The sequence below is a fragment of the Salinicoccus kekensis genome (assembly GCF_900220995.1).
Taxonomy (GTDB): domain Bacteria; phylum Bacillota; class Bacilli; order Staphylococcales; family Salinicoccaceae; genus Lacicoccus; species Lacicoccus kekensis.
The window spans coordinates 783,774-808,698 of record NZ_OBQF01000001.1 but is presented as its reverse complement, the minus strand read 5'-3'; the positions used below and the strand labels follow the sequence as shown (position 1 = coordinate 808,698).

The window sequence follows — 24,925 nt, the reverse complement described above, 5'->3', positions numbered from 1 at the left end:
GGTGAGACTATGTCCAGATCAAGGAAAAGAAGAGAATTCAAGCCGGCGGATGATAGAAATCTGCCGGACGACCGTTTCAGGTTTCCGATGGATTTGGGAAGCGACTTCATCAATGAACCCCCAAAGCCCGCCCGGGACGACGCCTCCGGGAGCGATGAGTTCATGAAGCAGCCTGAAAGACGTGAGCCACGTCCTTCCACACGACTGCCCGGAAAAGACAATTCCGGCTTCATACTGAAAAAAGCGCGGGAGATCCCTTCAGCGATACACGGGCTGAAGAAAAGGGACACTGAAGTGCCTGCCTCACCACGCGGCAACAAAGCTGCTGAGGAGACGTATGAAGACGACATCAACTATGATGCCATCCAATCCAATATCGTGAGGGAGATCGTCAGGGAGAGGAACCGTAAAAAGGCCCGGGATGAAAGACGGAAAAGGGAAAGTGCCGAAAAACGCGCTAAAAAGGCGGAAGACACCTACAACCTGAAACCGGCTAAAAAGCCGCTCGGAAAAAAGAAAGATACTCTACTGGATGAAAAAATACCGATACGGACCATGGGCACCGAAGTCAAAATCAAGGAACGCTCCACAGAGAAACGCTTCGGCCCGACGCAAAGCCTCCCATCCATGAATATGCTCGGGAAGGCGCAGGCACCGGATTATGCCGAAGAGGACAAAGAGCTGAGCGAAGCGATTGTGCATGCCTTTGAAACGGCAGGCATCCCTGCAGACGTTCACCGGTATATTTCCAATGGTGTGATCGGCACCCACGAAATCCAGTTGAGCAGGAGTTTCAGGATCAATAACATCCCGAAGCTGAAGGCGCATATCCTGCCTCATCTGCCTGTCGACCACATGCGGATCGTCGCCCCCATAATCGGCACGAGTCATATCGGCATCGAAACGCCCGTCAGGGAGCCGAAGCCCGCTTATTTCAGCACTTTGTTCCAGAAGAGCAGCCTGAAGCTCAGGAAAAATGATTACAAATTCACTCTCGGAAAGATTGCCGATGACCAGATTTTCAGCTTTGAACTTTTAAAAGCCGGGCACCTGCTGGTCCACGGCGGGGAAGATTCTGAAGCCGAGCATTTGATCGATAATATGATCATGTCGCTTTTGATGAACCATACCCCGCATGATCTGAAATTTGTTTTCGCCCTCAGCGGTGAAGGGTATGAGGATTATAAAGGTCTGCCGCACCTGTTTTCTGATTTTCAGAGCCTTAAGTCAGAGGATTGCCTGAATGATGTCATGCAGGAACTGAGCTCAAGACAGAACCAGTTCAGGCGGGCGCATGTACGCAATATTTCAAGTTTCAACCAGCGCGTCAGCCACGCCAACAAAAAAAGTGTGATCCTGGTGGTGATCGATGATTTCAGCGATCTGGTGCAAAGCACCAATACCGCGGCAATGAACATCATCATCCAGATATTGAAAGTGGGTAAACCGCTCGGCATCCATCTGGTCATACGCCACGGCAGCCTGTCGGCGAAAATCCGTTATGAACTGCTCCAGATGATGCAGACGAGGATTTCCTACAAAGATGACAGGAACCAGGTGGTCAGCGGGGCTGAAAATCTGATGACCGGCAACGATATGCTGGTCCAGATTCCGACTTCAAACAAACCTCTCAGAGTGAACAGGGGAGAAATCGAGCAGCAGACCAAAGATGAGATTCTGAAGTTCATTCGTGAGCAGCAGTCTTAATATATTGAGAAAGTGTGGTGACCCCGTGGAAAAATTTCATTTTATTGGTATTAAAGGTGCAGGCATGAGTGCTTTGGCACAGGTGCTCCACGATCTGGGCCATGAGGTCCGCGGTTCCGATATCGATAAGGAAGTATTTACAGAATTTCAGTTGAGGGATAAAGGGATTGAAATCCTTCCTTTCGATGCGGACAATATTGTTGAGGGGTATACTTATATTGCAGGCAATGCCTTCAAGGATGATCATGTTGAAATAAAAAAAGCGATGGACAAGGGCTTTAAAGTCGTGCGATATCATAAATATCTGGCTGACTTCATGAAAGGCTTCACTTCCATCGCCGTCACCGGAGCGCATGGCAAGACATCGACCACGGGTCTGCTCAGCCACGTCATGAACGGTGATGTCGAAACGACCTTCCTGATTGGTGACGGTACAGGATTCGGCATTAAGGAAAGCAGCTACTTCACATTTGAATCATGCGAATATAAGAGGCATTTTCTCAGCTACCATCCGGATTATGCAATCATCACCAACATCGATTTCGATCATCCGGATTATTTCAAGGATCTGGATGATGTCGTGGATGCCTTCGACGAAATGGCTTCCCAGGCGGGGAAAGCGGTCATCGCCTACGGCGGTGATGGCAATATCGGCAGGATCGATGTCGATGTGCCTCTATATACTTACGGCATAGAAGGTGATTATGACATCGTTGCCTCCAACATCAAATTTGCAGAAGGCGGCACACAGTTTGATGTGACGATCGGCGATGAGTACCGGGATACATTCAAAATACCGATGTTCGGGGATCACCATGTGCTGAATTCACTCTCCGTCATCGCAGTATGCCATCTCGAGTCGCTGAACATGGAAAACATCAAGGCTGCGTTCCTGACTTTCGGCGGCGTGAAACGTCGTTTCAGTGAAACATATATCAATGAGATGGTCATCGTCGACGACTACGCCCACCATCCTAAAGAGATCAGAGCGACGCTCGAAACCGCACGGAAGAAATATCCGGAGCGGGAAATCGTCTCGGTCTTCCAGCCGCACACTTTTTCAAGAACCGAGAAATTCCTGAATGAGTTTGCAGAAGCGCTGAATGGCTCCGATAAGACATATATCGTGGATATATTCGGCTCTGCAAGGGAGGCTGCAGGCAACCTGTCGAGCGCCGACCTGGTGGAGCTCATCCCGGATGCCACGGTTTTGCATGATGACGACATCAGTATGTTGAATAATCATCCGGAAGCAGTCATCATCTTCATGGGGGCCGGGGATATCCAAAAGTATGAGAAGAGATTCACTGAATTATTATCGTAATTATTGAAATTAATGTTTACAGCATGAGGTTTTAGGCTATTTTAAATAATGAATAAAAAATTGACAGAAGAATATGGAGGCGTTTAATTATGGATTGGCAGCTTATACTGGCTATAGCCGCAGGCATAGCAGCAATCGCTCTACTTGTAGTCGCAATTGCTATTGCTTATGTTTTAATACCTGTTAAAAAGAATCTCGATCATATTGCAAACACACTGGATGGTGTTGAAGGTCAGATTCAGGGGATCACAAGAGAATCCACCGATTTACTTCATAAAGCGAACCGTCTGACTGAAGATATCCAAGGCAAATCGCAGAAACTGAACTCGGTCGTGGAAGCCGTCCAGGGCATGGGCGATTCAGTGAACAACCTGAACAGTTCAGTAGACAGGGTGACGAATTCCATCACTCACAACATCTCACAAAATGAAGAGAAAATCTCACAGGTTGTCCAGTGGTCGAACGTCGCAATGGAAGTTGCGGACAAATGGCAGATGAGGCAGAGAAGGAACAAGGCCTACAATACGAATACACGCCCTGCCGGTGATGATGAAAATCTGCCGGTCGCTGTAAACTCGCCGAGCACCGACAACCAGAATCAAAACAGATGACACTCGTTTTAAAATCGAAAAAAGGAGGTCTTCAAAGTTTATGGAAACTTATAACAGAGATCGCCACCTGCACGGTGTGGAAGAATATGAAGAGCAGATCAACACCACGACCGGACGTGATTTCTCAATCGGTCTGGTGATCGGTCTGATCGTCGGTACAGTGGGAGGCTTATTCCTGGCCCCGAAATCTGGTGATGCACTGCGGGATGATATTTCTGACACGACCAATAAATTTTCCGAGACATTCAACTCCAAACAGGATGACAGTTCCGGCGATGATTCATTGAAAGTGAAAGCGGAACAGAAAACTGAAGAGCTGCGTGCAAAGCTCGAAGATAAAAAAGATGATATGGTCATTAAGAAAAGTGAAAATGAAGAGAAGAAACGTATAAAAGATTTGGATGAAAAAGAAATCCAGGCACAGAGAAGAGCCATCCAGGATGACGTTGCAGACGAAGGGACAGAGGATCCGCGCAGAGTGGATATGTCCAAGTATGCAGAACGGCCGGATGAAGAAAAATAGTATCATGACGACCACATGCTGATGCGTGTGGTTTATTTTTTTGCCATTTTTGTGATTTTTAGAACAAACAATCAAAATATGGTGTAACCTTCGGTCTTTTCATGGTATTATTAAAAACAAACGCTTACATTATTAACTCGGGGGTGTATATATATGACGGTAACTATCTATGATGTGGCACGTGAAGCGAAAGTTTCCATGGCCACAGTGTCTCGAGTACTTAATGGCAATCCAAACGTCAAACCAGAGACCAGGAAAAAAGTTAAGGAAGTCATAAAAAGATTAAATTACAGGCCCAACGCAATTGCCCGTGGACTTGCAAGCAAGAAAACGACAACTGTAGGGGTGATTATACCGGATATCTCGAATCTCTATTATTCTTCACTGGCCAGGGGTCTTGATGATATCGCGGAAATGTACAATTATCAGACCATCATCACAAATACGGACAACAATCCTGAAAAGGAAAGGGATTCGTTTTTGAACCTTGTCAGTAAACAGGTGGACGGCATCGTCTTCCTTGGAGGTACGATAAATGATGAAACCATCGAAGACATTAAGAACTCGAATGTGCCGGTCGTCATTTGCGGAACCAGTGAAAAAGATGCAAATCTGCCATCTGTGAACATTGATTATTTCAAGGCGATCAAAGAGGTGGCGACCCATCTGCTCGATAAAGGTGCAAAAGACATCTATTTCATCAAGGCACTGTATTCAGAGCAGCTTGAACGCCATATCGAAGACGGCTTGAAAGAAGCTTATAAAGAGTACGATCTGCCTTTCAAGGAAGAGTACACCCGTGAAGTCGCGACGCATTACCATGCGGGCAGGGAAGTCTTCGACAGGTTGATCGATGAGGATGACAACGTGGATGTCCTCCTCACGATGAGCGATGAGGCGGCTGTCGGCATGCTCCACGGAGCGCTCGACCGCGGCATCAGCTTCCCGAACAGGCTGCAGCTGGTCAGCTGCAGCAACACACGGCTTGTGCATATGATGCGGCCGCCTGTGACGAGCATAGCGATACCACTGTATGATATCGGTGCTGTCGGTATGAGGCTTTTGACCAAGTACATGAAAGATGAGCCGGTGGATGAACCGAATGTGATCCTGCCGTATGCCATCGAGTACAGGGCTTCCACAAAATAAATGAATGAAACCTCTGAACGGAGTGAAGGTGCTCCGGACAGAGGTTTTTTATATTTGCTCCAGATACATCAAAATCCTCTGGAGCATATTATCATTCTTCTCGGTGATGTCGCTGCGTCGGGGGATGTCCTCAAAATCGCTTAAATCATCCTGCCATTCAACCGGAAATTCGACTTTGCATCTGGGGCGGTACTTGTCTATGAACGGCTCGGGGAGGCGCCCTGCAGGCGGCTGTTCACCGAGCATGGCGAGCCATATCTGCGCCCACATTCGCGGCACGACCTGCCATATGTTGTACCCGCCGCCGCCAACGGCAATCCATCTGCCTTCCGTGTACTTATCACTCAGCCTGTTCACGATGCGGGGGATCTCTTCGTATGATTTAGAGGTCAGTGAAAGGTGGGTCATCGGATCGCGGTAATGCGCATCGACCCCGTTCTGGCTCAGGATGATGTCCGGTTTGAACTGGATGATCGCTTTTTCTATACTCTGCTCGAATATGCTTAAAAATGAATCGTCTTCGGTGAATGCATCGACAGGCAGGTTGATGGAGAAGCCGAACCCGTCATCGTCACCGCGCTCAGTCGTGGAACCGGTCCCTGGAAAGAGGTACCTTCCCGTCTCATGTATGGAATAGGTCATCACCTCATTCGTATTATAGAACGCCCACTGTACGCCGTCCCCGTGATGGGCATCCGTATCGATGTAGAGGACTTTCATGCCATAATGTTTCCTCATATATTCTATTGCGACGGCTGAATCATTGTATATGCAGAATCCGCTGGCTCTGCCGGTAAAACCGTGGTGCAGGCCCCCGGCGAGGCTCAGCACCTTTTTGGCATTGCCTTTCATAACTTCATCGACGGCAGCAAGGGTGGCGCCGACGAGCATACTGCTCTTTTCATGCATATCGTCGAAAGTCGGGGTATCGTCGGTGTTCAGACCGTAGCTTTCAAGCTGGGAGTCGGAGAGTCCGCCATTACCGGCCTGTTTCACGGCTTCGATATAATCCGGCTTGTGCACGAGCAGAAGTTCTTCATCAGTGGCCGGTCTTGGTTTGATGATGTCCTCATCCTTTAAAAAACCGGCATCCGTCAGTAAATCAGTGGTCATCTTCACACGCATTTGATTAAAGGGGTGTTGATCATTGAACCGGTATTTCAATAACGATTTATCGTACACGTATAATGGTCTCATCGTGTACCCATCTTATCAGGCGTCAGGACATTGAAGCCTTCATCCTGTAATTTCTGTATGGCAAACCTCGGGTTCATGGCCCGGATGCGCAGTACGATGATTTTATTCCCTTTAGTCTCTTTGTTGCGGTAGACCGACACACTGATGATCCTGATGTTCAAATCCTTGAAAATCTTCCCGATGTCATAGATGACGCCGGTCCTGTCCTCGATATCAATCTCGATGATGGAGCCGGGTTCCTTGATGCCGGTCAGCTCGAGGAATGTGTTCAGCATATCCTTCTGGGTGACGATGCCCACTATGCTGCCGTCACGTACGACGGGGATTGCACCGATTGAGAAATGATAGAAATCCAGGGCGATCTCCTCGACGAAATCGAGTGGATGACAATATGTCACATTGGTCCTCATGATCCTCGACAACGGCTGGTTCAGCTTCATATCCGGTTCATCATCAGACAACACGGAGGGCAGGGTCATCTTGATGTCCCTGTCGGATACGATGCCAACGAGTTTTTCCTGCTCATTGACGATCGGCACATGCCTGAATGAATGCCGGGCCATCATATCCAAAGCATCTTCTATAGTGTCTCCGGGTGACAGGGTCCGTACCGGAGATGTCATAATTCTTTCTACCAACATATTTTGAATCCTCCTTGACATTAAAAAAAGAAACGGTTTTTGAATCGGATCTTATCGAATTCCATCATCTGATCCCTCGTGATTTTTTTTCCCACGCGGGCCATGAGGGTGTTCGCCGGATGTGCCGAAATTTCCGGATCGTTCGTCTGGTAAACTTCAAAGCCGGCACTGGCCATCAGTCTGATCATGATGTCTTTATATTCATAAACATCGAGACCTGTGTTTTTCAAGTCCCAATGCCAATAATATTCAGTCGTTATGATTATATAGTTTTCAACAAAGGAATCTTCCATGGACAGCTGGATCAGCTTTTTCCCGATGCCGCCGCTGCGGTGGGCGAGTGTTATTTCGACCGCACCGAGCTCGAGAAGGTAGGGCAGGTTGCCGTCCGACCATCTTTCCATCGGGTCGGGGTAATGGTAAGTGACATAACCGACGATATGAGTGCCTTCGCGGGCGATGATCACCCGGCCTTCTTCCAGTTCGGATATCTCAAGAAGCGCCTCATATTGCTCTTCCGGCACCCTGAAAGCATCCAGGCCTTCATCAAATGTACAGGAGGTGAGCATCTTGTGGGACGCAGGCCCCTCTACGGTGATTTCCCTGCCGTTGATGCTCATTTTCTCCTGATGATACGTTTTTTGGTGCTGCACATTCACACCTCCCGGAACTTTAGTTTTAAAAATTTTGAAAAGTACGTTAACATTATTATATACTATGATTAGAAAACATAAAACTTATAGGGGGATATAGTATGAAAGTAGAGTTATATCAAGCCACGGATCAAAATCCGAATATGAAAAATTATGATGAGGTATATCAAAATTTTGACTGGGATGAGATCAAAGAGAATTTTTCCTGGTCAAAAACCAATAAATTCAACATGGCATACGAGTGCATCGATAAACATGTGGATGAAGGATACGGAGACAAGGATGCACTGTATTATAAAAATGGGGATGAAAAATCATCCTACACATTCAAAGAAATGCAGGATGCATCCAACAAGGCAGCCAATATATTGAAAGATGAGGCCGGTGTGGAGAAGGGGGACCGGGTATTCATTTTCATGTCACGTTCACCTGAACTTTATTTCACACTGCTCGGTGCTCTGAAAGCCGGGGCGATCGTCGGCCCGTTATTCGAAGCTTTCATGGAGAAGGCGGTCAAGGACAGACTTGAAAACAGTGATGCGAAAGTGATCGTTACGACACCTGAACTGGTGGGCCGCATACCGGAGGCAGACCTGCCGAACCTTGAGAAAGTCATTGTGGTCGGAGAGGTTGAAGATGAAAATCATGTGGATTTCAACGCCGCTTTTGAAAACGCTTCAGAAGAATTCGAAATCGAATGGCTGGATAAGGAAGACGGCATGATCCTGCATTATACGAGCGGCTCCACCGGTCAGCCGAAAGGTGTGCTGCATGTGCATTATGCAATGATCCAGCAGTACATTTCAGGCAAGTATGTACTTGATTTGAAAGAGGACGATGTCTACTGGTGTACAGCAGACCCGGGCTGGGTGACGGGGACGTCTTACGGCATCTTCGCTCCATGGCTCAACAGGGTGACGAATGTCGTCGTCGGCGGGAGGTTCTCCCCTGAATCATGGTATGGTGCGATCGAAGACCTTAAGGTCACAGTCTGGTACAGTGCTCCAACGGCGTTCCGCATGCTGATGGGCGCAGGTGATGAAACCGTCAAAGATTATGATTTGAGCTCGCTGCGCCATCTGTTGTCCGTGGGTGAACCGCTGAATCCGGAAGTGGTGAAGTGGGGCATGGAAGTCTTTAAACTGAGGATCCATGACACATGGTGGATGACTGAAACCGGTGCGCATATGATCACCAATTTCCCTGCCATGGATATCAAGGGCGGCTCGATGGGCAAGCCGATACCGGGTGTGGAGGCATCCATCATCGATGATGAGGGCAACGAACTGCCGCCGAACCGGATGGGCAACTTGGCACTTAAAACAGGATGGCCTGCGATGATGAGGGAGATCTGGAAGAACAAACCGAAATACGACTCATACTTCATCGGGGAATGGTATGTGTCGGGGGACTCTGCATACAAGGATGAAGACGGCTACTACTGGTTCCAGGGACGTGTGGATGACGTCATCATGACGGCAGGCGAAAGGGTCGGACCGTTCGAGATCGAATCGAAGCTGGTCGAGCACCCGGCGGTCCAGGAAGCGGGCGTGATCGGCAAACCGGATCCTGTCAGAGGTGAGATCGTCAAAGCCTTCATCGCTTTGAAGAAAGAGTATGAAGCTTCCGATGAATTGAAGGAAGAAATCAGGAAGTTTGTAAAAGAAGGTCTCGCTGCACATGCTGCGCCGAGGGAAATCGAATTTAAGGACAAGCTGCCGAAGACGAGAAGCGGTAAGATCATGCGCCGTGTACTTAAGGCATGGGAACTGAACATTGATGCGGGCGACTTATCGAGCATGGATGATGATTAAAGCTTTCCTCCCCTGATGGGGTAAATTTACAGATTCAAGGGCGGAGGGCGCATGAAAACACCCCTTCAGGCCGTTATATTATCAGAATTATTATTAAATTCCTTGTTTGTGGAATAATTCACTTGAATATGTCATAATAAGGGCTGTAAGTGTTATGCCTCAGCATAACTCAATATTTTTCATTTAGGAGATGAGATAATGGCACATTTAACAGATCAGGAAATTGCTGCCAAGGCGGATATCCAACCGATAGAAGATATCGCAGCTAAAGCGGGCATTCCTAATGAGGCCTTGGAACTTCATGGTAAACATAAAGCGAAAGTGGACATTCATGAGCTTGAAGGGGACGAAAGCAATTCTAAGATTGTTTTGGTTTCCGCGATGAACCCGACTCCTGCCGGAGAAGGTAAATCCACTGTAACTGTCGGTTTATCAGATGCTTTCAACAAACTTGAGAAAAACGTAATGGTAGCATTGCGTGAGCCATCATTAGGTCCTGTTATGGGTGTTAAAGGTGGAGCAACCGGCGGCGGTCAGGCACAGGTATTACCGATGGAGGAAATCAACCTTCATTTCAACGGTGACCTGCATGCGATCACTACTGCGAACAACGCTCTGTCCGCGTTCATTGACAACCACATTCACCACGGCAACAAACTGAACATCGACCCGCGCCGCGTTTCATGGAAGAGAGTCCTCGACATGAACGACCGTGCACTGCGCCAAGTAGTTGTAGGTCTTGGCGGACCAAGCCGCGGAGTACCGCGTGAAGATGGTTTCGATATCACTGTTGCAAGTGAAATCATGGCTGTACTTTGTCTGGCTACAGACATCATAGATCTGAAAGAGAAACTCGGTGAAATGGTCATCGGTTACACGTATGATAGAAAACCTGTAACTGCCAAAGAACTTGAAGTTGAAGGTGCACTTGCACTGCTTCTCAAAGAAGCGATCAAACCAAACCTTGTACAGACTATGGAAGGTACACCTGCATTGATCCACGGTGGACCATTTGCTAACATTGCACATGGATGTAACTCCCTGATTGCTACAAACACAGCACGTAAACTTGCTGACATCGTAGTGACAGAGTGTGGTTTCGGTTCCGACCTCGGCGGAGAGAAGTTCATGAACATCAAATCACGTAAAGGCGGCTTCCAGCCGGATGCAATCGTGCTTGTTGCGACGATCCGTGCGCTCAAGATGAACGGCGGCGTTGCTAAAGCTGATCTTGGTGAAGCGAACGTGGATGCTCTTAAAGAAGGTATTGCTAACTTAGGCAAACACATTGAGAACGCCCGTAAATTCGGTGTCGAGCCTGTTGTTGCTCTGAACGACTTCGTTACAGACACTGATGAAGAAAGAAACTTCGTCCTCGACTGGTGTAAAGATCAAGGCGTACGCGTTGCTCTTACACAGGTTTGGGAAAAAGGCGGAGAAGGCGGCGTAGACCTTGCAAACCAGGTTCTTGAAGTCCTTGAAGAGCCACAGGAATTCAAACACCTTTACGAGCTTGACCTTCCAATCGATCAGAAGATCGAAACGATCGTCAAAGAAGTTTACGGCGGAGACGGCGTAATCCTTGCAGACAAAGCTAAGAAGCAACTTGCAGAAATCGAAGCGAACGGCTTCGGAAACCTGCCTGTTTGTATGGCTAAATCACAGTATTCACTGAGTGACGACCCGTCTAAACTCGGCCGTCCTGAAGGCTTCACTGTAACTGTAAGAGAACTCAACGTCAAAGCTGGTGCTGGTTTCGTTGTTGCCCTCACTGGTGACATCATGACTATGCCTGGCCTGCCGAAGAAACCATCTGCTGTTAACATGGATGTTGACGCTGACGGTACTTCAAGAGGTTTATTCTAATAGAGAAACAAAAATACCGGCCATTGGCCGGTATTTTTTTATGCTTTGGTTCAATTGGTTTTAATCATCATCGTCGTCATCGTCATCATCGCTCGATGAAGAGCTGCCGCCGACTCTGTAACGGTCATCGTAGGTATTAGTGACGACACCTCTGAGTGACGAGTTGGACAGGCCGGAATCAAATGCTGCACCCATCCTCGATTGGATTTCAGGATCATTCAGACTGCTTTTATCGTTCAATCGTGTATCTTCTGCCACAAGACCTTCGATCGGCTGATCCAGGTTCTCCTCACAGTCACTTTCAGTTTCCATCGTCAGTGCGCAGTATTCCATCTCCCTCACCGAATCCGGCTGCTGGAATGAAGCACCGCGTCCCATCTGATCAGGTACGAGTGCCAGAAGTTCCTGGGTCAGGTTACGCCAGTTATAAATATGGAGATACTCTTCACCTTCATAACCTGAAACCTGAGGGATGTTCGCATCATAGCCCATCCAAAGGCCAAGGGTGACTTCAGGGTTGTAACCCATGAACCATGAGTCGACGAAGCTGTTCGAAGTACCGGTTTTGGCTGCAAAATCATAATCACTGCTGATGCTGTCATAAAAGTCACTGATGTGATATGCAGAACCTGTCTGGAAGGACTCCGTCAGCATATCCGACATGAGGAATGCAGTGGAATCTTTCCACACTTCATTCACGACCGGTTCATGTTCGTAGACCACTTCACCGTCCGGACTTGTGATGCTTTCAATCATGTAGCCCTCCGTCATCGTGCCATCCTGTGCAAAGCTTGAGAAGGCATCGACGTTCTGCTCGACGCTCAGGTCATTCGGACCGAGCGGCAGGGATGGGTTCATGTCTTCCTGCAATGGCAGGTTCATACGTTCGAAGTATTCACGCGGATTTTCTTCCCTGACGTCCGCCCACAGTCTTAATGTACTCAAGTTGTATGAGTTGCTCAGTGCGTGCTTGGTTGAAATGAGGCCGAACTCTTCTTCATAATCGTAGTTTGCCGGCGCCCAGTTCAATTCAGGGATTTCGAATTTCTCATCCAGCAGGACCGTATCCGGTGCGACGATGCCTTTATCCAGGGCCGGACCGAATGTGATCAGCGGCTTCATCGTCGAACCGACGTTCCGGGAGGTCTGGGTGGCATGGTTGATCGATGATTCATCATGGTCACGTCCGCCGATGAATCCGAGAATCCTGCCTGTGTCGTTTTCCTTCAATACAGCCCCGATTTCATGCTGCATCACTTCATCTTCTGCATCGGAGTCATCCGCATCGATTGCATCTTCGGAACTTCTGTCGCCGTAATAGTAGAAGTTGCTGTCTTTGACATCCTGCATGAGATCGTAGATATCTTTTTCGATGGTCGTTGTAATGTGATATCCCTGATATCTCAGTGCCTGATTGGCCTGTTCCGTATAGTCCTGGTTGATCAGCGGAGTCGCATCGACTTCCTCACGGGTTAATCCGTCCTCTTCAGCCAGTACATATTTCAGTATCTGTACGCCGCGCCGTTCAACTTCATCCGTCAGGAACGGATAGTTCTGGTTCGGGACGACGACGCTGTCGGTCAGGTTGGCATATATATCATAATCAAGTGCTTCTGCATGCTCTTCCTCGGTGATCTTTTCTTCGAGCAGCATACGGTCGAGCACGAATTCCTGCCTGTTTTTGCCCGGCTGCAGATATTCCTCATCCTTGACCGTGCCGCCCTGCATGAACGGGGTGTACGCATAAGGGTTCTGGGGCATTCCTGCAAGGAAGGCGCTCTCTGCAAGATTCAGGTCTGCAGCGTCTTTGCCGAATACACCTTCCGCAGCGGCCTGGATGCCTGCGATGTTCTGACCGTTGGAGTTACGCCCGAATGATACGGCGTTCAGGTAGGCTTCCAGGATTTCATCTTTGTCGAGAAGTTTTTCGACGCGGAAGGCAAGCAGCAGTTCGATCGCCTTTCTGTCGAATGTGGTCTCATTCGTGAGGAGCTGGTTCTTGACAAGCTGCTGGGTCAGCGTACTGCCGCCCGTACTGTCGTCACCGCCGGCGAATACTTGGAGTGCCGCACGCATGAATGCTTTCGGCACGACACCGTTGTGCTCGTAGAAATGTTCATCCTCCGTTGCAATGACCGCATCCTTCACATAGGGATTGATATCATCAGAATCCACACGTTCCCTGATCAGGTCTGCACGGAGTGTACCGAGGGATTCACCGGAACCGAAGGCAACGGTGGTGCTCTCGGTCATCTCTGTCAGAGCAACTTCAAGTTCCTCATTGGACTGGATTTCTTCATCATTCACCAGGGCTGCAAAATAGCCGAGGCCGATGCTGAAGGCGAGCAGTCCCAATAAAGAGACGGTCAGGATGAAAAACAGGATGACATTCCAGACAGTCTCATATGTAGCAAAGAATCCCATCCTGAGCGGAGATCCGGTTTTCTTCATCCTGGCACCTATGTTGGAAAATTTCTCTTTGAAGGTGCTGCCGGTCACTTTATCTTTCTCATTGCCAGGTTCACTTTTTGTGAACATTTTCTTTATATTATTTGTAAAATCATCGATATACTTCTTCATTTGTACCTCCTATCAACGGACATTATACCATAGATAAAATAATTATAGATAGTGATATCAACCGTTTCAAGATTTAAAAAGCGACAATCCGGACAACCTTTTTCTTTCATGGGAAGCTGTCGAAAGTTGACAATTTTAAAGGAAGTGTTATTATAACATTAAACTAATATCATCTGGATAATTGGGAGAAGTAGTGATGTCATTCTGATACAGAGAGCCGGTGGCTGCTGAAAACCGGTGAAGAATATATCATGAATACACCCAATGAAGCATCCGGACGTCCGGACTACGTATGTCCTTCAGCGAAACCGTTTGGTGGTACCGTGCTCTGCACCCATACTTTTACAGTAGGGTGTTTTTTATTTGAAATTTTAGGAGGAATTGCTTGTGAGTGAATTACTTGAAGATTTGAAATACCGTGGAATCATTTATCAGATGACTGATGAAGAAGAAATTAAAGAACTGCTGGATAATGAGCAGGTTTCGATATACTGCGGGGCGGATCCGACTGCGGACAGCCTGCATATCGGCCATCTCGTACCTTTCCTCACTTTGAGGAGATTTCAGGACTACGGACATCGCCCGGTGGTGCTGATCGGCGGCGGTACGGGCATGATCGGGGACCCTTCCTTCAAGGCGGAGGAAAGACAGCTCCTGACAGAGGAACAGATCGACCGTAACGTTGAGGGCATCAAGGAACAGATGGGGCGCGTGTTCAATTTCGAGGATGAAAACAGCGCAGTCCTTGTGAACAATAAAGACTGGCTGAAAGAGATATCCCTGATCAGTTTCCTGCGGGATTACGGCAAGCACGTGGGCCTGAACTATATGCTTGCAAAAGATGCGATCCAATCACGTCTTGAAACCGGGATTTCCTATACTGAATTCACTTATACGATACTTCAGGCGATTGATTTCGGCCATTTGAACAAGCATTATGATGTGAAGATGCAGATCGGCGGATCCGACCAGTGGGGGAACATCATAAGCGGCCTCGATCTGATGCGGAGGATGTACGGGGAGAACGATGCACAGGGCATGACGATACCGCTGATCACGAAGGCGGATGGCAAGAAATTCGGCAAGACGGAATCCGGAAACATCTGGCTGGATCCCGAAAAGACATCACCTTATGAATTTTACCAGTTCTGGCTCAACCAGAGCGATGCGGATGTCATCAAATTCATAAAGCTTTTCACATTCCTTGAAAGGGAAGAAATCGAAGCGCTTGAGAAGTCGGTTGAGGAAGAGCCGCATCTCCGTAAAGCCCAGAAGACGCTGGCCGAAGAGACGACAAGATTCCTCCACGGTGAAGAAGCGCTCGAGGAAGCGAAAAGGATTACAGATGCCCTGTTCCACGGAGACATCAAATCGCTCACTTCAGCGGAAGTGAAGAATGCATTCAAAGACGTTCCGACGGCAAACTTTGACGGTGATGATGAAAACTTGGTCAATGTACTTGTGGAGACGAAGATATCACCTTCGCGCAGGCAGGCGAGGGAAGATATCACGAATGGTGCAATCTACCTCAACGGCGAACGCCAGCAGGACGTCGGCCATGTGATCACGGAAGAAGATAAGCTTGACGGCGAGTTCACTGTCATCCGCCGCGGCAAAAAGAAATACCATATGGTGACTTACAGCAAGTAAAATAAAAGACCCGGGATTTGTACTGACCCCAAAAGTTAGAGTTGAAAATCTAACTTTCAGGGGTAACTACCGATTCCGGGTCTTTTTTCATTTCATTTAAAATCAAAATTCGAATATGACAGGCATCCAGAAGTAGACCGCCAGGGTGATGACGATGACGGAGATGATGTTAAGCCATACGCCGGCCTTTGCCATGTCACCGACGGTCAAATAACCTGCACTGAACACAGCGGTGTTCGGCGGAGTGGCGACCGGCAGCATGTAACATGAGCCCGCCGCGAGGGCTGCGGCGGCCATAAGCGGCAGAGGATCGACGCCGACTGCGATGCCGAGCCCGACTGTGAGCGGCAGCACGAGGTTGGATACGGCCGTATTGGACAGTATTTCTGTAATGCTGAGCACAAAAACCACAAGCAGCAGCAGGATGAAGATGTATCCAAGGCCTTCAAGCAGTCCGAGCACATCTGCAATGGATTCGTTCAGCCCCGAGGCGCCGAATGCTTCGGCGAGCGACATGCCGCCGCCGAACAGGAGCAGCACGCCCCATGGCAGTTCCTTCATATCCTTCCATGCAAGTATGCGTTCGCCTTTTTTTGAACTCGGGAGGAAGAAGAGCATCACCGCCCCGAAAATTGCGATGGTGCCGTCGTGGAGTCCCTCAAAGAATATGCCGACCGGTTCAGGTATGAACGGTATGCTGATGATGAACGGCGAAAGGATCCATAAGCTCACTGTAATGAGGAAGACCGCGGCAACTTTCATCTCATCAGAGTTGAACTTGCCCAGGTCCTCCAATTCATCTTCAATGAAATCCATTGACCCCGACTTTTCATCGGACTTGTCGACCTTGAACTGCACCTTCGTCAAATAGAAATACAGGATGATGAGCATGACCAGAGCCAAGGGGCCGGCGAAGAACAGCCACTCGGCAAATGTGACTTCCCGGTCGAGCTGTGAACTGGCGATGCCTGCGAGCAGCGCATTCGGAACGGCAGCGACGAGGGTGGCCAGGCCGCCGATTGTAGCGGAGTAGGCGACGGTCAAAAGGATGCCTTTTGAGAACTTCTTAAGATTTTCCCCTTCCAGGATACTTTTATCACGGACTTCATTGATCAGCGCCACCGCGACCGGAAGCATCATCAATGCCGTTGCAGCGTTTGATACGAACATTGAAATCCCGGCGGTTGCGATTAAAATGCCGAGTATCATCCTGTTGCTTTCAGAACCGATCATTTTGATGATGTTCAGTGCGATCCTCCTGTGCAGATCCCATTTCTCGATGGCGAGTGCGATCACGAAACCGCCGCCGTACATGAAGATGACCGGATTGGTGTATGCCGGTGCAATCGTTTCAATATCCACACCGTAAAAAGCAGGTATGAGGACAAGGGGGATCAAGGAGGTCACCGGCAAAGGCACCGGTTCCGTCACCCAGTAAGTCGCAACAAGCAGCGTGACACCCAGCACGATTCTCGGCTCGTAGGCGAGAATATCCTGCGGTATGAAAAAGAATGTCAGGGCGAACAGCAGGGGGCCGAGAATCAGGCCGATCCAGTTCCGGACAGTATATTGTTTCTCGGATTGGGAATCCATTTGACCACTCCTCATATGAAATTGTGTCAGATTTCATCAATCAAATGATTAATATACACTAAAGTTATCAGACTTTTCCAACAAAAGAAAGAGCCGGATATTAATCCGGCTCTTTGTGGAATATTAAAAGATGATATGTGCCATCACTACGATGATAGGCAGGGTGATGGCCGTTCTCAGCAGGAAGATGATGAAGAGCTTCCCGAGGCCGACCGGTATTTTGGAACCGAGTATCACACCGCCGACTTCAGATAGATAGATCAGCTGGGTGATGCTCAATGCACCGATGACGAAACGTGTCATATCCGATGCGACACTTTCAATGAGGATGGCAGGGAGGAACATGTCGGTGAATCCGATGAACAGTGTCTCGGATGCAGCCTGTGCCTCTTCCAGACCCATCAGTTCAAGGAGGGGTACAAAAGGTGCCCCGATCCATGTGAACACCGGTGTATATTCAGCGACGATCGTACCGAGTGTACCGATGGCCATGACGATCGGCAGTACCGCAAACCACATATCGCCGACGGTCTTCAAAGCATCCTTGATGTACTCTCCAAAACCGGCTGCCCTTTCAGCCTGTCCCATCGCCTGCTTATATCCCCATGTTGCCGGGTTGTAGCCTTCAGGCACGGTTTCATTCACATCCCTGTCCTCACGGTAGTATGTATCTTCGATTCTGGACAGGGGCGGTATCCTCGGCATGATGAATGCCGCTGCAAGGCCTGCAATCAATATGGTCAGGTAGAACGCCCCGAAGTAACTCATCAGGCCGATGAGGTCAAGGATGACCACAGTAAATGTGATGGATACGACAGAGAAGGTCGTCGCAATGACGGTTGCCTCCCTTTTCGTGTAATAACCGTCTTCGTACTGCTTACTGCTCAACAGGACACCAATCGTACCGTCACCCACCCATGAGGCGAGGTTGTCGACGGTTGAGCGGCCGGGCAGCGTGAACAGCGGACGCATTATTTTGGTGAACAAAGCACCTATGAACTCCAGCAGCCCGTAATTCAAAAGGAGCGGGAGCAGCAGGCCGGCAAATAAAAACACCGAGAGCAGTGTAGGCATCAGATCATTGAAGATCATGCCGCCTGTGACTTCCGAGGTGATGACTTCAGGTCCGAGACTGAAATATGTCATCAGGACGAAGATTGCACCGAGTAATCTGGTGATGACCCATACCGGCGTCACTGTAAACAAGTCTGCCAGCATTTTCGATTCCGGACGGGTGATCCAGCTGAAGACGACCGTCAGCAGTGCGGACAGGACGATTATGACCATGATGATGATCAAAGCTGCTTCATGCCCGATTATATCGAGCAGAAGCCCTGCGAGATATGCAATCGGTATTGTAGTATTACCGTCTGCATCCGTCATCGGGAATAAGAACATGAAGACACCAATCAGCGAAGGTATCAGAAATTTTAATAAAGTTGCAGTTTTATTCATAAATATCCCTTCTTTCAATATGATTATACAATTTTTAATTGTAAAGTAAATAGAAAATATTTAAGAAAGCGGTTTCATTTCTCGCTTTAAGTTTATACGCTGCTTCATATTAATTCAATACTTATTTAGTGATGTATAAAGCTTTTTAACTTTTGTAGCAGATCAAATAGTCTGTATAATGAGGATTAAAAGGAGGCGGAAAAGTTGAAAATAATTGATACACACTGTGACGCGCTGTTGAAGCTGCAGAAGGATAGAAGGAATATGCTCGGCTTCATGGATGAGCAGAAACCGATGCGGTACCTGGATGCGGATGAAATCGATACAAATTATGAACGGCTGAAAGAGGGCGGTGTCAAAGTCCAATTTTTTGCGATCTTCATTTCTCCAAGAATCCCGGATAATGAAAAATGGCAGCATGCACTCGAACAGGCGGATGTATTCTACAATGAAGTGCTGACCTGCGAAAATGTCGTACATATCAAAGATTTAAGAGACATCAGCAAACTGGGAGAACATGAGATCGGGGCTGTACTGACACTGGAAGGTTCTGATGCGTTCGGAAACGACCTGATGAAGCTGCGCACTTTGATCAGGCTCGGTGTCCTGTCACTCGGACTCGTCTGGAACAATGCGAACCTGGTGGCGGACGGCGTCGGAGAGAAAAGGGGGGCCGGGCTCACGAATTTCGGCCGGGAAGTGATCGAGTTATGTAATGAACATGGCATACTCATCGACGTCAGCCATTTGAATGTGCCCGGCTTTGACGACATCATCGGCATGGCCGACCGGGTGTTTGCCAGCCATTCTAATGTGAGGGAAGTGCACGATCATCCCCGGAATCTCACGGATGAGCAGATCGAACGGATCATTGCGGGGAACGGGATGATCAACATCGTGTTCTGTCCGCCATTCATCGGGGAGGGGGATATCGTCATCAAGGATCTGTTCCCGCATATCGACCGGATCATCAGCCTCGGCGGCGCGGATAACATCGGCATCGGATCGGATTTCGACGGCATCGCAACATATGTCGAAGGACTGCGCCATTCGGGGGAATATAAGAATCTGGTAGATGCACTCGTTGATGAGTATGGAGAAGGGTTCACAGAGAAAATCACGCACAGGAATTTCATCGATAGATTCGGAGGGTGATAAAAGGCTGGAAACAGCCTTTTACTCTTCCACCAATGCATTGTACTGGGCCTCCACCGCTTCATATTTCTCATCGGTTTCAACTTCAAGCGCCCTGATCGCATCAAGTTCTTCCTCGAATGACGTGGAGAAGTCCTCATCATCCATCGGATTGGCCACATGAAAATTCAGGTTGAACTGACCGTACATACGCGTGAGTTCTTCCAGGCTGTCGATATAGTCCAGCATACTCTCCTGCAATTCGAGGTTTTCCGTACTGCCGAACTCGAAATTGTTGATGACCGCCTTGAAGTCATCGAACTTCGGAATCAGGTTGTTATAGTAGATGTCGAGCTGTTCTTCGCGGTCCTCCGCATTCCTGACGGCATCCAGTTCCCTTTCCACATCATTCCTCAATTCTTCATGGTTCCTGTTGAAAGCTTCGTACATTTCTTCCATTTCAGATGTCTCACCATCATTGCACGCCATCAGTATGAAACTGACTGCGGATATCATTAAAATTATTTTTTTCACTTTGTCACCTGCTTTCTTTTTATTTTACTTTCACAAGAGGGCGGTGTAAAACAATTAGTTTCAAATCCTTCAGTAGTATTGTATAATACTCGAGTTGATTATTTTTAGGATTGATGGGTGAAATTATGAATAAAAAGTTATTGGTCACATTTACTGTCGGCGTGTTCCTGCTGGGTATGATGGAATTGATCATATCCGGTATCATCGAGCTGATGAGTGATGACCTGGGGATGAGCGTTGCCGTGACCGGGCAGTTGATCACGGTGTATGCAGTGAGTTTTGCATTTTTCGGCCCGGTGCTGGTGAAGATGTCGGAGAAATATAAACCGAAACCGGTCATCCTGCTGTCCCTGGTCGTATTCATCATCGGAAATGTCATCTTCGGCCTTTCCAGCACATTTTTGATGCTTGCCCTGGGGCGGGTGATCACGGCGATGGCGGCTGCGGTCTTCATAGTCAAGATACTGGATATGACGGTGCTGCTGTCGGAACCGAGTACGAGGGGTAAGATGATTGCGCTTGTATATATGGGCTTTTCCGCTGCCAATGTGTTCGGCATACCGCTCGGCACGCTCGTCGGGACGATGTTCGGATGGAGGATCATCTTCCTTCTTGTGATCGTGCTCGCGCTGGTCGTCGGCCTCGCACTGATCCTGCTGGCACCGGATAAGGATGCACCGGATAAGGAGAGCACTTCGAAGACATACATTAAAAATATGAAGAACGTCATTTTTTACATCGGCGTGACCATGTCCGTGCTGATCGGCAACTATATCGTCCTCGGCTACATATCACCGCTGATGACTTCAAACGGTTATACCCTTGCCAATGTCTCCGCCGCCCTGTTCATTGCAGGTGCCGGCGGGATGGCCGGTACAATGCTCGGCGGGAACCTGGTCGACCGCTTCGGACCGAAGCGGACCATCCTCGTGATGCTTTCATTGTTTGCAGTCACGATGCTGATCATGCCGCTGCTTTACGGCACTCCGGTGTTATTCTATATGAACCTGTTCATATGGAGCCTCTTCCAGTGGAGTACAAGTCCGGCGGTCCAGTCGGGCCTTGTGGATTCGGTGGAAGGTTCCGCTGCGAATGTCTTCAGCTGGAATATGTCAGGTCTGAACCTCGGCATCGGCATCGGCGCCGTCATCGGCGGGGTCTTCATCAGCCGTTTCGATATCAGTTATGCACCATGGCTCAGTTTCTTCATCATTTTGCTTGGCATCATATTCGCTCTGTTAGTAAAAGAGGATAAAAGATTGTATACTTAATATAATCAGAGGAACGTATTGTGAGGGATTTTTTATGGTGATGAGAATTATATTATATGCAGCTGTCGGGTTGTTATCCATATATCTGCTGAATTATTTTGAAGTGGCGGCGATCGAATACACATTCGTGAACGTCGCGCTTGCAACAGGGGCGGTCGTACTGCTCAGGATTTTATATTCGCTGTTCACGAGACTGCTCAGGGTGTTCGTATTCGCGTTCGTATTCCTGCCGCTGATCGGCCTGTTCGTGTATTATTTGTATTCATATTTTACAGGACAGTCGGTGGATCTTGTATTATGGTAGAAAGCCGGACGGCAAATTAGCCGTCCGGTTTTTTATTTTTAAAGGAAAGTTTATAATGGAGAGGCAGTTAAAATAAAATTCGAGGTGAGCATGTGAACAACAGTCATCAGCCGACGGTCTTTTCCGAAAGGATCCATGAGATCGACGGCATCAGAGGTTTTGCTTTACTCGGCATCTTAATGATGAACATCATGTCCTTTGCGACACCATTGATGCAGGATGCCATGGAAATGAAGGAGACAGAGCGGTTTGCCGGCCAGTACAATGAATGGACGATTTTCTTCATCAATACTTTCGTGACCACGAATTTCTATACGATGTTTTCATTCTTATTCGGACTCGGGTTCTACATATTCCTCTCCAGGGCACAGGAGAGGGTGCAGTCGGTCAATGTATTGTTTCTGCGCCGTATGGGGATGCTGCTCATATTTGGCATACTGCACGGCGTCTTCCTGTGGTACGGGGATATTTTATGGACATATGCGGTGACCGGGGTGCTCCTTTTGTTCTTTTATAAGCTGCATCCCAAAGTGAACCTCGTCATCAGCATCGTCATCCTGTCCGTCTTCACAGTTTTCCTGCTCATGATGGCGGCCTCAATGTTCGTGGTGAACATCCCGGTGGAGGGGGCTTTTCCGTTGTGGTTCGATATGACGGAGACGATCCACGACAATGACTACCTGGGGCTGCTCGGCATCAATGCCGCATTCCTCGGACTCAGCATGATGAATGTCGTTTTCCTTGTGCCCGTCGTCCTTGCTGTATTCCTGCTCGGACTGTATGCAGGACAGAGAGGCATATTCAGTGATCTGAAAGGGCACAGGCGCCTCGTCAACAGGACGGCAATGATCGGCATCGGATTCGGGCTGCCCGTCAAGATCGTCACCGGTTATGCAATGACCTACGAGACGCTCGACGGCGGATGGAACATGCTGTCGCTGATCGCAAATACGCTCGGCGGACCGTTGATGTCACTCGGCTATATCGCAATGTTCCTGATCATCGTCCGCCGGCTGCCCGTACTCGTCAAAATCCTTCAGCCGGTCGGGCAGATGGCGCTTACTAACTATATCATGCAGACGGTGATCATGATGGTGATCTTTTACGGCTTCAACCTCTTCAACCGTGTGGATGCCGTCTGGTTCCTCCCGATTGTGCTCGCCGTGTTCACCATCCAGGTGATCTACAGCCACTTGTGGATGAAAGTGTTCCGATTCGGACCGCTGGAATGGCTGTGGCGGACGGTGACGTACCTGAAAGTCATCCCGATAAAGCGTTGATCAGCAATATGCCGGATGGAAGTGCGTATAAAACCACTTCCATCCGGCTTTTTTATATTGTTCGGCTAGGCCTGCGTATCTATGTTATAGTCCGTGACGGTCCACCCGCCGTCACGATGCTCGATCAAGCTGAGTGAACAGTTGTGAAGTTTGGTGAGGACCATGTGTATCTCTTCTGTGTAATGTGACAGGAAGGATTTGATCGTCCGTGAATGTGCTGATATCATCACATTCTTACCCATATGATTTTCTTCGATGTAGTCCATCATTTTGGAAGTACGGACTGCCAGGGATTCGAAGGATTCGACACCCGGCAGGTCACCCTGCGGATATTTCAGGCGGATATGCTCGATGTGCTCACCCTCCAGCGGGCCGAAGGACTGCTCCTCCAGTTCATCGAACACTTTGATCTCCAGGTTATGATGCTCGTTGATGATTTCTGCAGTCTTATAGGCACGCGACAGCGGGCTGGATAAGAGGACGTCGACTTTTTCCTCCTTGAAGAATTCCCGTGCTTTTTCAGCCTGTCTGATTCCCGCCTCATTCAGCGGTATGTCGCTCGAACCCTGCAGCCGGAGTGATTGGTTGTATTCCGTCAGTCCATGTCTCACTAAAAAAATCTTCGCCATTTATAACACCTCAGGATAAAATTATTAAATTATATGATAACATTAATATGACTGTAATTCGTCTTTGTTTCAAATTATTGAGAGGGGTTAAATCATGAACTTGCAAAGTTTCTATATCGGGGATCACCATGCTGAAGTGACGATGATGCTCGGTGCACAGGAAAAGACGGCGGAGGGGCACCCGGCCGTGGTGATTTGTCCCGGTGGAAGTTATATGTACGTTTCCAAAAGGGAGGCCGAACCTGTCGCATACCAGTTCTTGGCACAGGGGTATCATGTCTTCATACTGAATTATTCAACGATCGGCAGCGCCATCGAGAAGGAAGGCAGGACGCCGACACGGGATGAGCTTTATCAGCTGGCGGCGATGGTCGAAGACGATAAAGTGCTCGGATCGGAATTTCCGACGCCCCTGACGGAGCTTGCCATGACGATGACCTTCATACGTGAGAACTGCCATGAATTCAATATCGATCCGGACCGGATCGGTGTCGCGGGATTTTCGGCGGGCGGACACCTTGCAGCAAGCCTCGGTGTACATTGGTCGAGTGACTGGCTGAGTGAGGCTGCGGGTGTCGACAACAGATGGTTCAGGCCGAACTTCCAGGTCCTGAGTTATCCGATACTCGACTATCTTCTCAATAAGGAAATTGCAGAGGAGCGGGGGATGGGCGACCCTAAATTCATGGAAATCGCTTCAAGGATGGTCTACGGTGCGGTGCCCGACGAAGAAACGGTGAACCTGAGCCGGCTGAAGGATCATGTGTCGTCCGACACACCGCCGACATTCATCTGGCATACGATGGAGGATAAACTTGTGTTCGTCCAGAATTCACTGGATTTCGCAAAAGCGCTCGATGAGCACCAGGTGCCGTGGGAACTGCATACATTCCAGCAGGGCGAGCACGGCCTCAGCCTTGCGACGGAACTGACCGGCAGGGTGGATGAGCGGGCGAGCCGTTGGCTGGACTTGATGTTCACATGGCTGAAAGTCAACCTTTAAACAAAAA

21 protein-coding genes are annotated in these 24,925 nt (G+C 48.7%); 13 read left to right on the top strand and 8 right to left on the bottom strand.

Features of this window, described 5'->3' with window-relative positions:
- Positions 1 to 9: 9 nt before the first annotated feature.
- The 5 genes from CRN96_RS04000 to ccpA all read left to right on the top strand — a co-directional run bounded on the left by CRN96_RS04000 (position 10) and on the right by ccpA (position 5,314).
- Positions 10 to 1,707, top strand: coding sequence for a DNA translocase FtsK (locus CRN96_RS04000; RefSeq protein ID WP_097039372.1), 1,698 nt, complete (start codon positions 10 to 12; stop codon positions 1,705 to 1,707).
- A gap of 25 nt (positions 1,708 to 1,732) precedes the next feature.
- On the top strand, positions 1,733 to 3,031 hold the full coding sequence (gene murC / locus CRN96_RS03995; RefSeq protein ID WP_097039370.1) for a UDP-N-acetylmuramate--L-alanine ligase: 1,299 nt from the start codon (positions 1,733 to 1,735) through the stop codon (positions 3,029 to 3,031).
- Positions 3,032 to 3,120: 89 nt separating this feature from the next.
- Positions 3,121 to 3,642 (top strand): DUF948 domain-containing protein, encoded by a 522-nt coding sequence (locus CRN96_RS03990; RefSeq protein ID WP_097039368.1) that lies wholly within the window; start codon positions 3,121 to 3,123, stop codon positions 3,640 to 3,642.
- Positions 3,643 to 3,682: 40 nt separating this feature from the next.
- Entirely contained in the window at positions 3,683 to 4,165 is a 483-nt protein-coding gene (locus CRN96_RS03985; RefSeq protein ID WP_097039366.1) for a YtxH domain-containing protein, read from the top strand.
- 153 nt (positions 4,166 to 4,318) lie between these two features.
- The gene (gene ccpA / locus CRN96_RS03980; RefSeq protein WP_097039364.1) at positions 4,319 to 5,314 is read left to right on the top strand and encodes a catabolite control protein A; all 996 of its coding nucleotides are present in this window, start codon (positions 4,319 to 4,321) and stop codon (positions 5,312 to 5,314) included.
- A gap of 48 nt (positions 5,315 to 5,362) precedes the next feature.
- On the opposite strand, the gene CRN96_RS03975 is transcribed toward ccpA, so the two are convergent.
- From CRN96_RS03975 to CRN96_RS03965, 3 genes are read right to left on the bottom strand one after another with little or no spacing between them, the layout of a single operon-like run.
- Entirely contained in the window at positions 5,363 to 6,511 is a 1,149-nt protein-coding gene (locus CRN96_RS03975; RefSeq protein ID WP_097039362.1) for an acetoin utilization protein AcuC, read from the bottom strand.
- Positions 6,508 to 7,152, bottom strand: coding sequence for a CBS and ACT domain-containing protein (locus CRN96_RS03970; RefSeq protein ID WP_097039361.1), 645 nt, complete (start codon positions 7,150 to 7,152; stop codon positions 6,508 to 6,510). Before CRN96_RS03970 ends, CRN96_RS03975 begins: the two co-directional genes overlap by 4 nt.
- Before the next feature lie 20 nt (positions 7,153 to 7,172).
- Entirely contained in the window at positions 7,173 to 7,805 is a 633-nt protein-coding gene (locus tag CRN96_RS03965) for a GNAT family N-acetyltransferase (protein WP_097039359.1), read from the bottom strand.
- A 101-nt stretch (positions 7,806 to 7,906) separates the two neighbouring features.
- Between CRN96_RS03965 and acsA the strand changes: the two genes are divergently transcribed.
- Positions 7,907 to 9,619, top strand: a complete 1,713-nt coding sequence (gene acsA / locus CRN96_RS03960) for an acetate--CoA ligase (protein WP_097039357.1) — start codon at positions 7,907 to 7,909, stop codon at positions 9,617 to 9,619.
- 198 nt (positions 9,620 to 9,817) lie between these two features.
- Positions 9,818 to 11,485: a formate--tetrahydrofolate ligase gene (locus tag CRN96_RS03955; RefSeq protein WP_097039355.1), complete on the top strand. Its 1,668-nt coding sequence runs from the start codon at positions 9,818 to 9,820 to the stop codon at positions 11,483 to 11,485.
- 60 nt (positions 11,486 to 11,545) lie between these two features.
- Here CRN96_RS03955 and CRN96_RS03950 read toward each other — a convergent pair whose 3' ends face one another.
- The gene (locus CRN96_RS03950) at positions 11,546 to 14,065 is read right to left on the bottom strand and encodes a transglycosylase domain-containing protein (RefSeq protein ID WP_097039354.1); all 2,520 of its coding nucleotides are present in this window, start codon (positions 14,063 to 14,065) and stop codon (positions 11,546 to 11,548) included.
- 387 nt (positions 14,066 to 14,452) lie between these two features.
- On the opposite strand from CRN96_RS03950, the gene tyrS reads away from it, so the two are divergent.
- A complete protein-coding gene (gene tyrS / locus CRN96_RS03945) occupies positions 14,453 to 15,715 on the top strand; it encodes a tyrosine--tRNA ligase (protein WP_143544279.1) in 1,263 nt (420 codons plus the stop codon).
- Positions 15,716 to 15,817: 102 nt separating this feature from the next.
- On the opposite strand, the gene CRN96_RS03940 is transcribed toward tyrS, so the two are convergent.
- Together CRN96_RS03940 and CRN96_RS03935 are read right to left on the bottom strand one after the other, a co-directional pair.
- Positions 15,818 to 17,308: an SLC13 family permease gene (locus CRN96_RS03940; RefSeq protein WP_097039352.1), complete on the bottom strand. Its 1,491-nt coding sequence runs from the start codon at positions 17,306 to 17,308 to the stop codon at positions 15,818 to 15,820.
- A gap of 123 nt (positions 17,309 to 17,431) precedes the next feature.
- Positions 17,432 to 18,763 (bottom strand): YjiH family protein, encoded by a 1,332-nt coding sequence (locus CRN96_RS03935; RefSeq protein WP_097039349.1) that lies wholly within the window; start codon positions 18,761 to 18,763, stop codon positions 17,432 to 17,434.
- 204 nt (positions 18,764 to 18,967) lie between these two features.
- Between CRN96_RS03935 and CRN96_RS03930 the strand changes: the two genes are divergently transcribed.
- Positions 18,968 to 19,918: a dipeptidase gene (locus tag CRN96_RS03930; RefSeq protein WP_097039347.1), complete on the top strand. Its 951-nt coding sequence runs from the start codon at positions 18,968 to 18,970 to the stop codon at positions 19,916 to 19,918.
- 21 nt (positions 19,919 to 19,939) lie between these two features.
- On the opposite strand, the gene CRN96_RS03925 is transcribed toward CRN96_RS03930, so the two are convergent.
- Positions 19,940 to 20,431, bottom strand: coding sequence for a hypothetical protein (locus tag CRN96_RS03925; RefSeq protein WP_143544278.1), 492 nt, complete (start codon positions 20,429 to 20,431; stop codon positions 19,940 to 19,942).
- Positions 20,432 to 20,556: 125 nt separating this feature from the next.
- Here CRN96_RS03925 and CRN96_RS03920 point away from each other — a divergent pair, with 125 nt between their 5' ends.
- The 3 genes from CRN96_RS03920 (at position 20,557) to CRN96_RS03910 (ending at position 23,286) form a co-directional block, all read left to right on the top strand.
- Positions 20,557 to 21,702 (top strand): MFS transporter, encoded by a 1,146-nt coding sequence (locus CRN96_RS03920; RefSeq protein ID WP_097039344.1) that lies wholly within the window; start codon positions 20,557 to 20,559, stop codon positions 21,700 to 21,702.
- A gap of 34 nt (positions 21,703 to 21,736) precedes the next feature.
- Positions 21,737 to 22,006: a hypothetical protein gene (locus CRN96_RS03915; protein ID WP_097039342.1), complete on the top strand. Its 270-nt coding sequence runs from the start codon at positions 21,737 to 21,739 to the stop codon at positions 22,004 to 22,006.
- Positions 22,007 to 22,098: 92 nt separating this feature from the next.
- The gene (locus CRN96_RS03910; protein WP_245844534.1) at positions 22,099 to 23,286 is read left to right on the top strand and encodes a DUF418 domain-containing protein; all 1,188 of its coding nucleotides are present in this window, start codon (positions 22,099 to 22,101) and stop codon (positions 23,284 to 23,286) included.
- A gap of 65 nt (positions 23,287 to 23,351) precedes the next feature.
- Here CRN96_RS03910 and CRN96_RS03905 read toward each other — a convergent pair whose 3' ends face one another.
- Positions 23,352 to 23,915, bottom strand: a complete 564-nt coding sequence (locus tag CRN96_RS03905; RefSeq protein WP_097039340.1) for a histidine phosphatase family protein — start codon at positions 23,913 to 23,915, stop codon at positions 23,352 to 23,354.
- Between the two features lie 94 nt (positions 23,916 to 24,009).
- Here CRN96_RS03905 and CRN96_RS03900 point away from each other — a divergent pair, with 94 nt between their 5' ends.
- On the top strand, positions 24,010 to 24,918 hold the full coding sequence (locus tag CRN96_RS03900) for an alpha/beta hydrolase (RefSeq protein ID WP_097039338.1): 909 nt from the start codon (positions 24,010 to 24,012) through the stop codon (positions 24,916 to 24,918).
- Positions 24,919 to 24,925: the final 7 nt, after the last annotated feature.

Bases quoted from the DNA above. Each gene is read 5' to 3' on its own strand.
- CRN96_RS03900 (WP_097039338.1), top strand. From the start codon at position 24,010: ATGAACTTGCAAAGTTTCTATATCGGGGATCACCATGCTGAAGTGACG.
- CRN96_RS03955 (WP_097039355.1), top strand. From the start codon at position 9,818: ATGGCACATTTAACAGATCAGGAAATTGCTGCCAAGGCGGATATCCAA.
- CRN96_RS03905 (WP_097039340.1), bottom strand. From the start codon at position 23,915: ATGGCGAAGATTTTTTTAGTGAGACATGGACTGACGGAATACAACCAA.
- CRN96_RS03990 (WP_097039368.1), top strand. From the start codon at position 3,121: ATGGATTGGCAGCTTATACTGGCTATAGCCGCAGGCATAGCAGCAATC.
- CRN96_RS03915 (WP_097039342.1), top strand. From the start codon at position 21,737: ATGGTGATGAGAATTATATTATATGCAGCTGTCGGGTTGTTATCCATA.
- CRN96_RS03940 (WP_097039352.1), bottom strand. From the start codon at position 17,308: ATGGATTCCCAATCCGAGAAACAATATACTGTCCGGAACTGGATCGGC.
- acsA (WP_097039357.1), top strand. From the start codon at position 7,907: ATGAAAGTAGAGTTATATCAAGCCACGGATCAAAATCCGAATATGAAA.
- ccpA (WP_097039364.1), top strand. From the start codon at position 4,319: ATGACGGTAACTATCTATGATGTGGCACGTGAAGCGAAAGTTTCCATG.
- CRN96_RS03985 (WP_097039366.1), top strand. From the start codon at position 3,683: ATGGAAACTTATAACAGAGATCGCCACCTGCACGGTGTGGAAGAATAT.
- CRN96_RS03920 (WP_097039344.1), top strand. From the start codon at position 20,557: ATGAATAAAAAGTTATTGGTCACATTTACTGTCGGCGTGTTCCTGCTG.
- CRN96_RS03950 (WP_097039354.1), bottom strand. From the start codon at position 14,065: ATGAAGAAGTATATCGATGATTTTACAAATAATATAAAGAAAATGTTC.
- CRN96_RS04000 (WP_097039372.1), top strand. From the start codon at position 10: ATGTCCAGATCAAGGAAAAGAAGAGAATTCAAGCCGGCGGATGATAGA.
- CRN96_RS03975 (WP_097039362.1), bottom strand. From the start codon at position 6,511: ATGAGACCATTATACGTGTACGATAAATCGTTATTGAAATACCGGTTC.
- CRN96_RS03970 (WP_097039361.1), bottom strand. From the start codon at position 7,152: ATGTTGGTAGAAAGAATTATGACATCTCCGGTACGGACCCTGTCACCC.
- CRN96_RS03935 (WP_097039349.1), bottom strand. From the start codon at position 18,763: ATGAATAAAACTGCAACTTTATTAAAATTTCTGATACCTTCGCTGATT.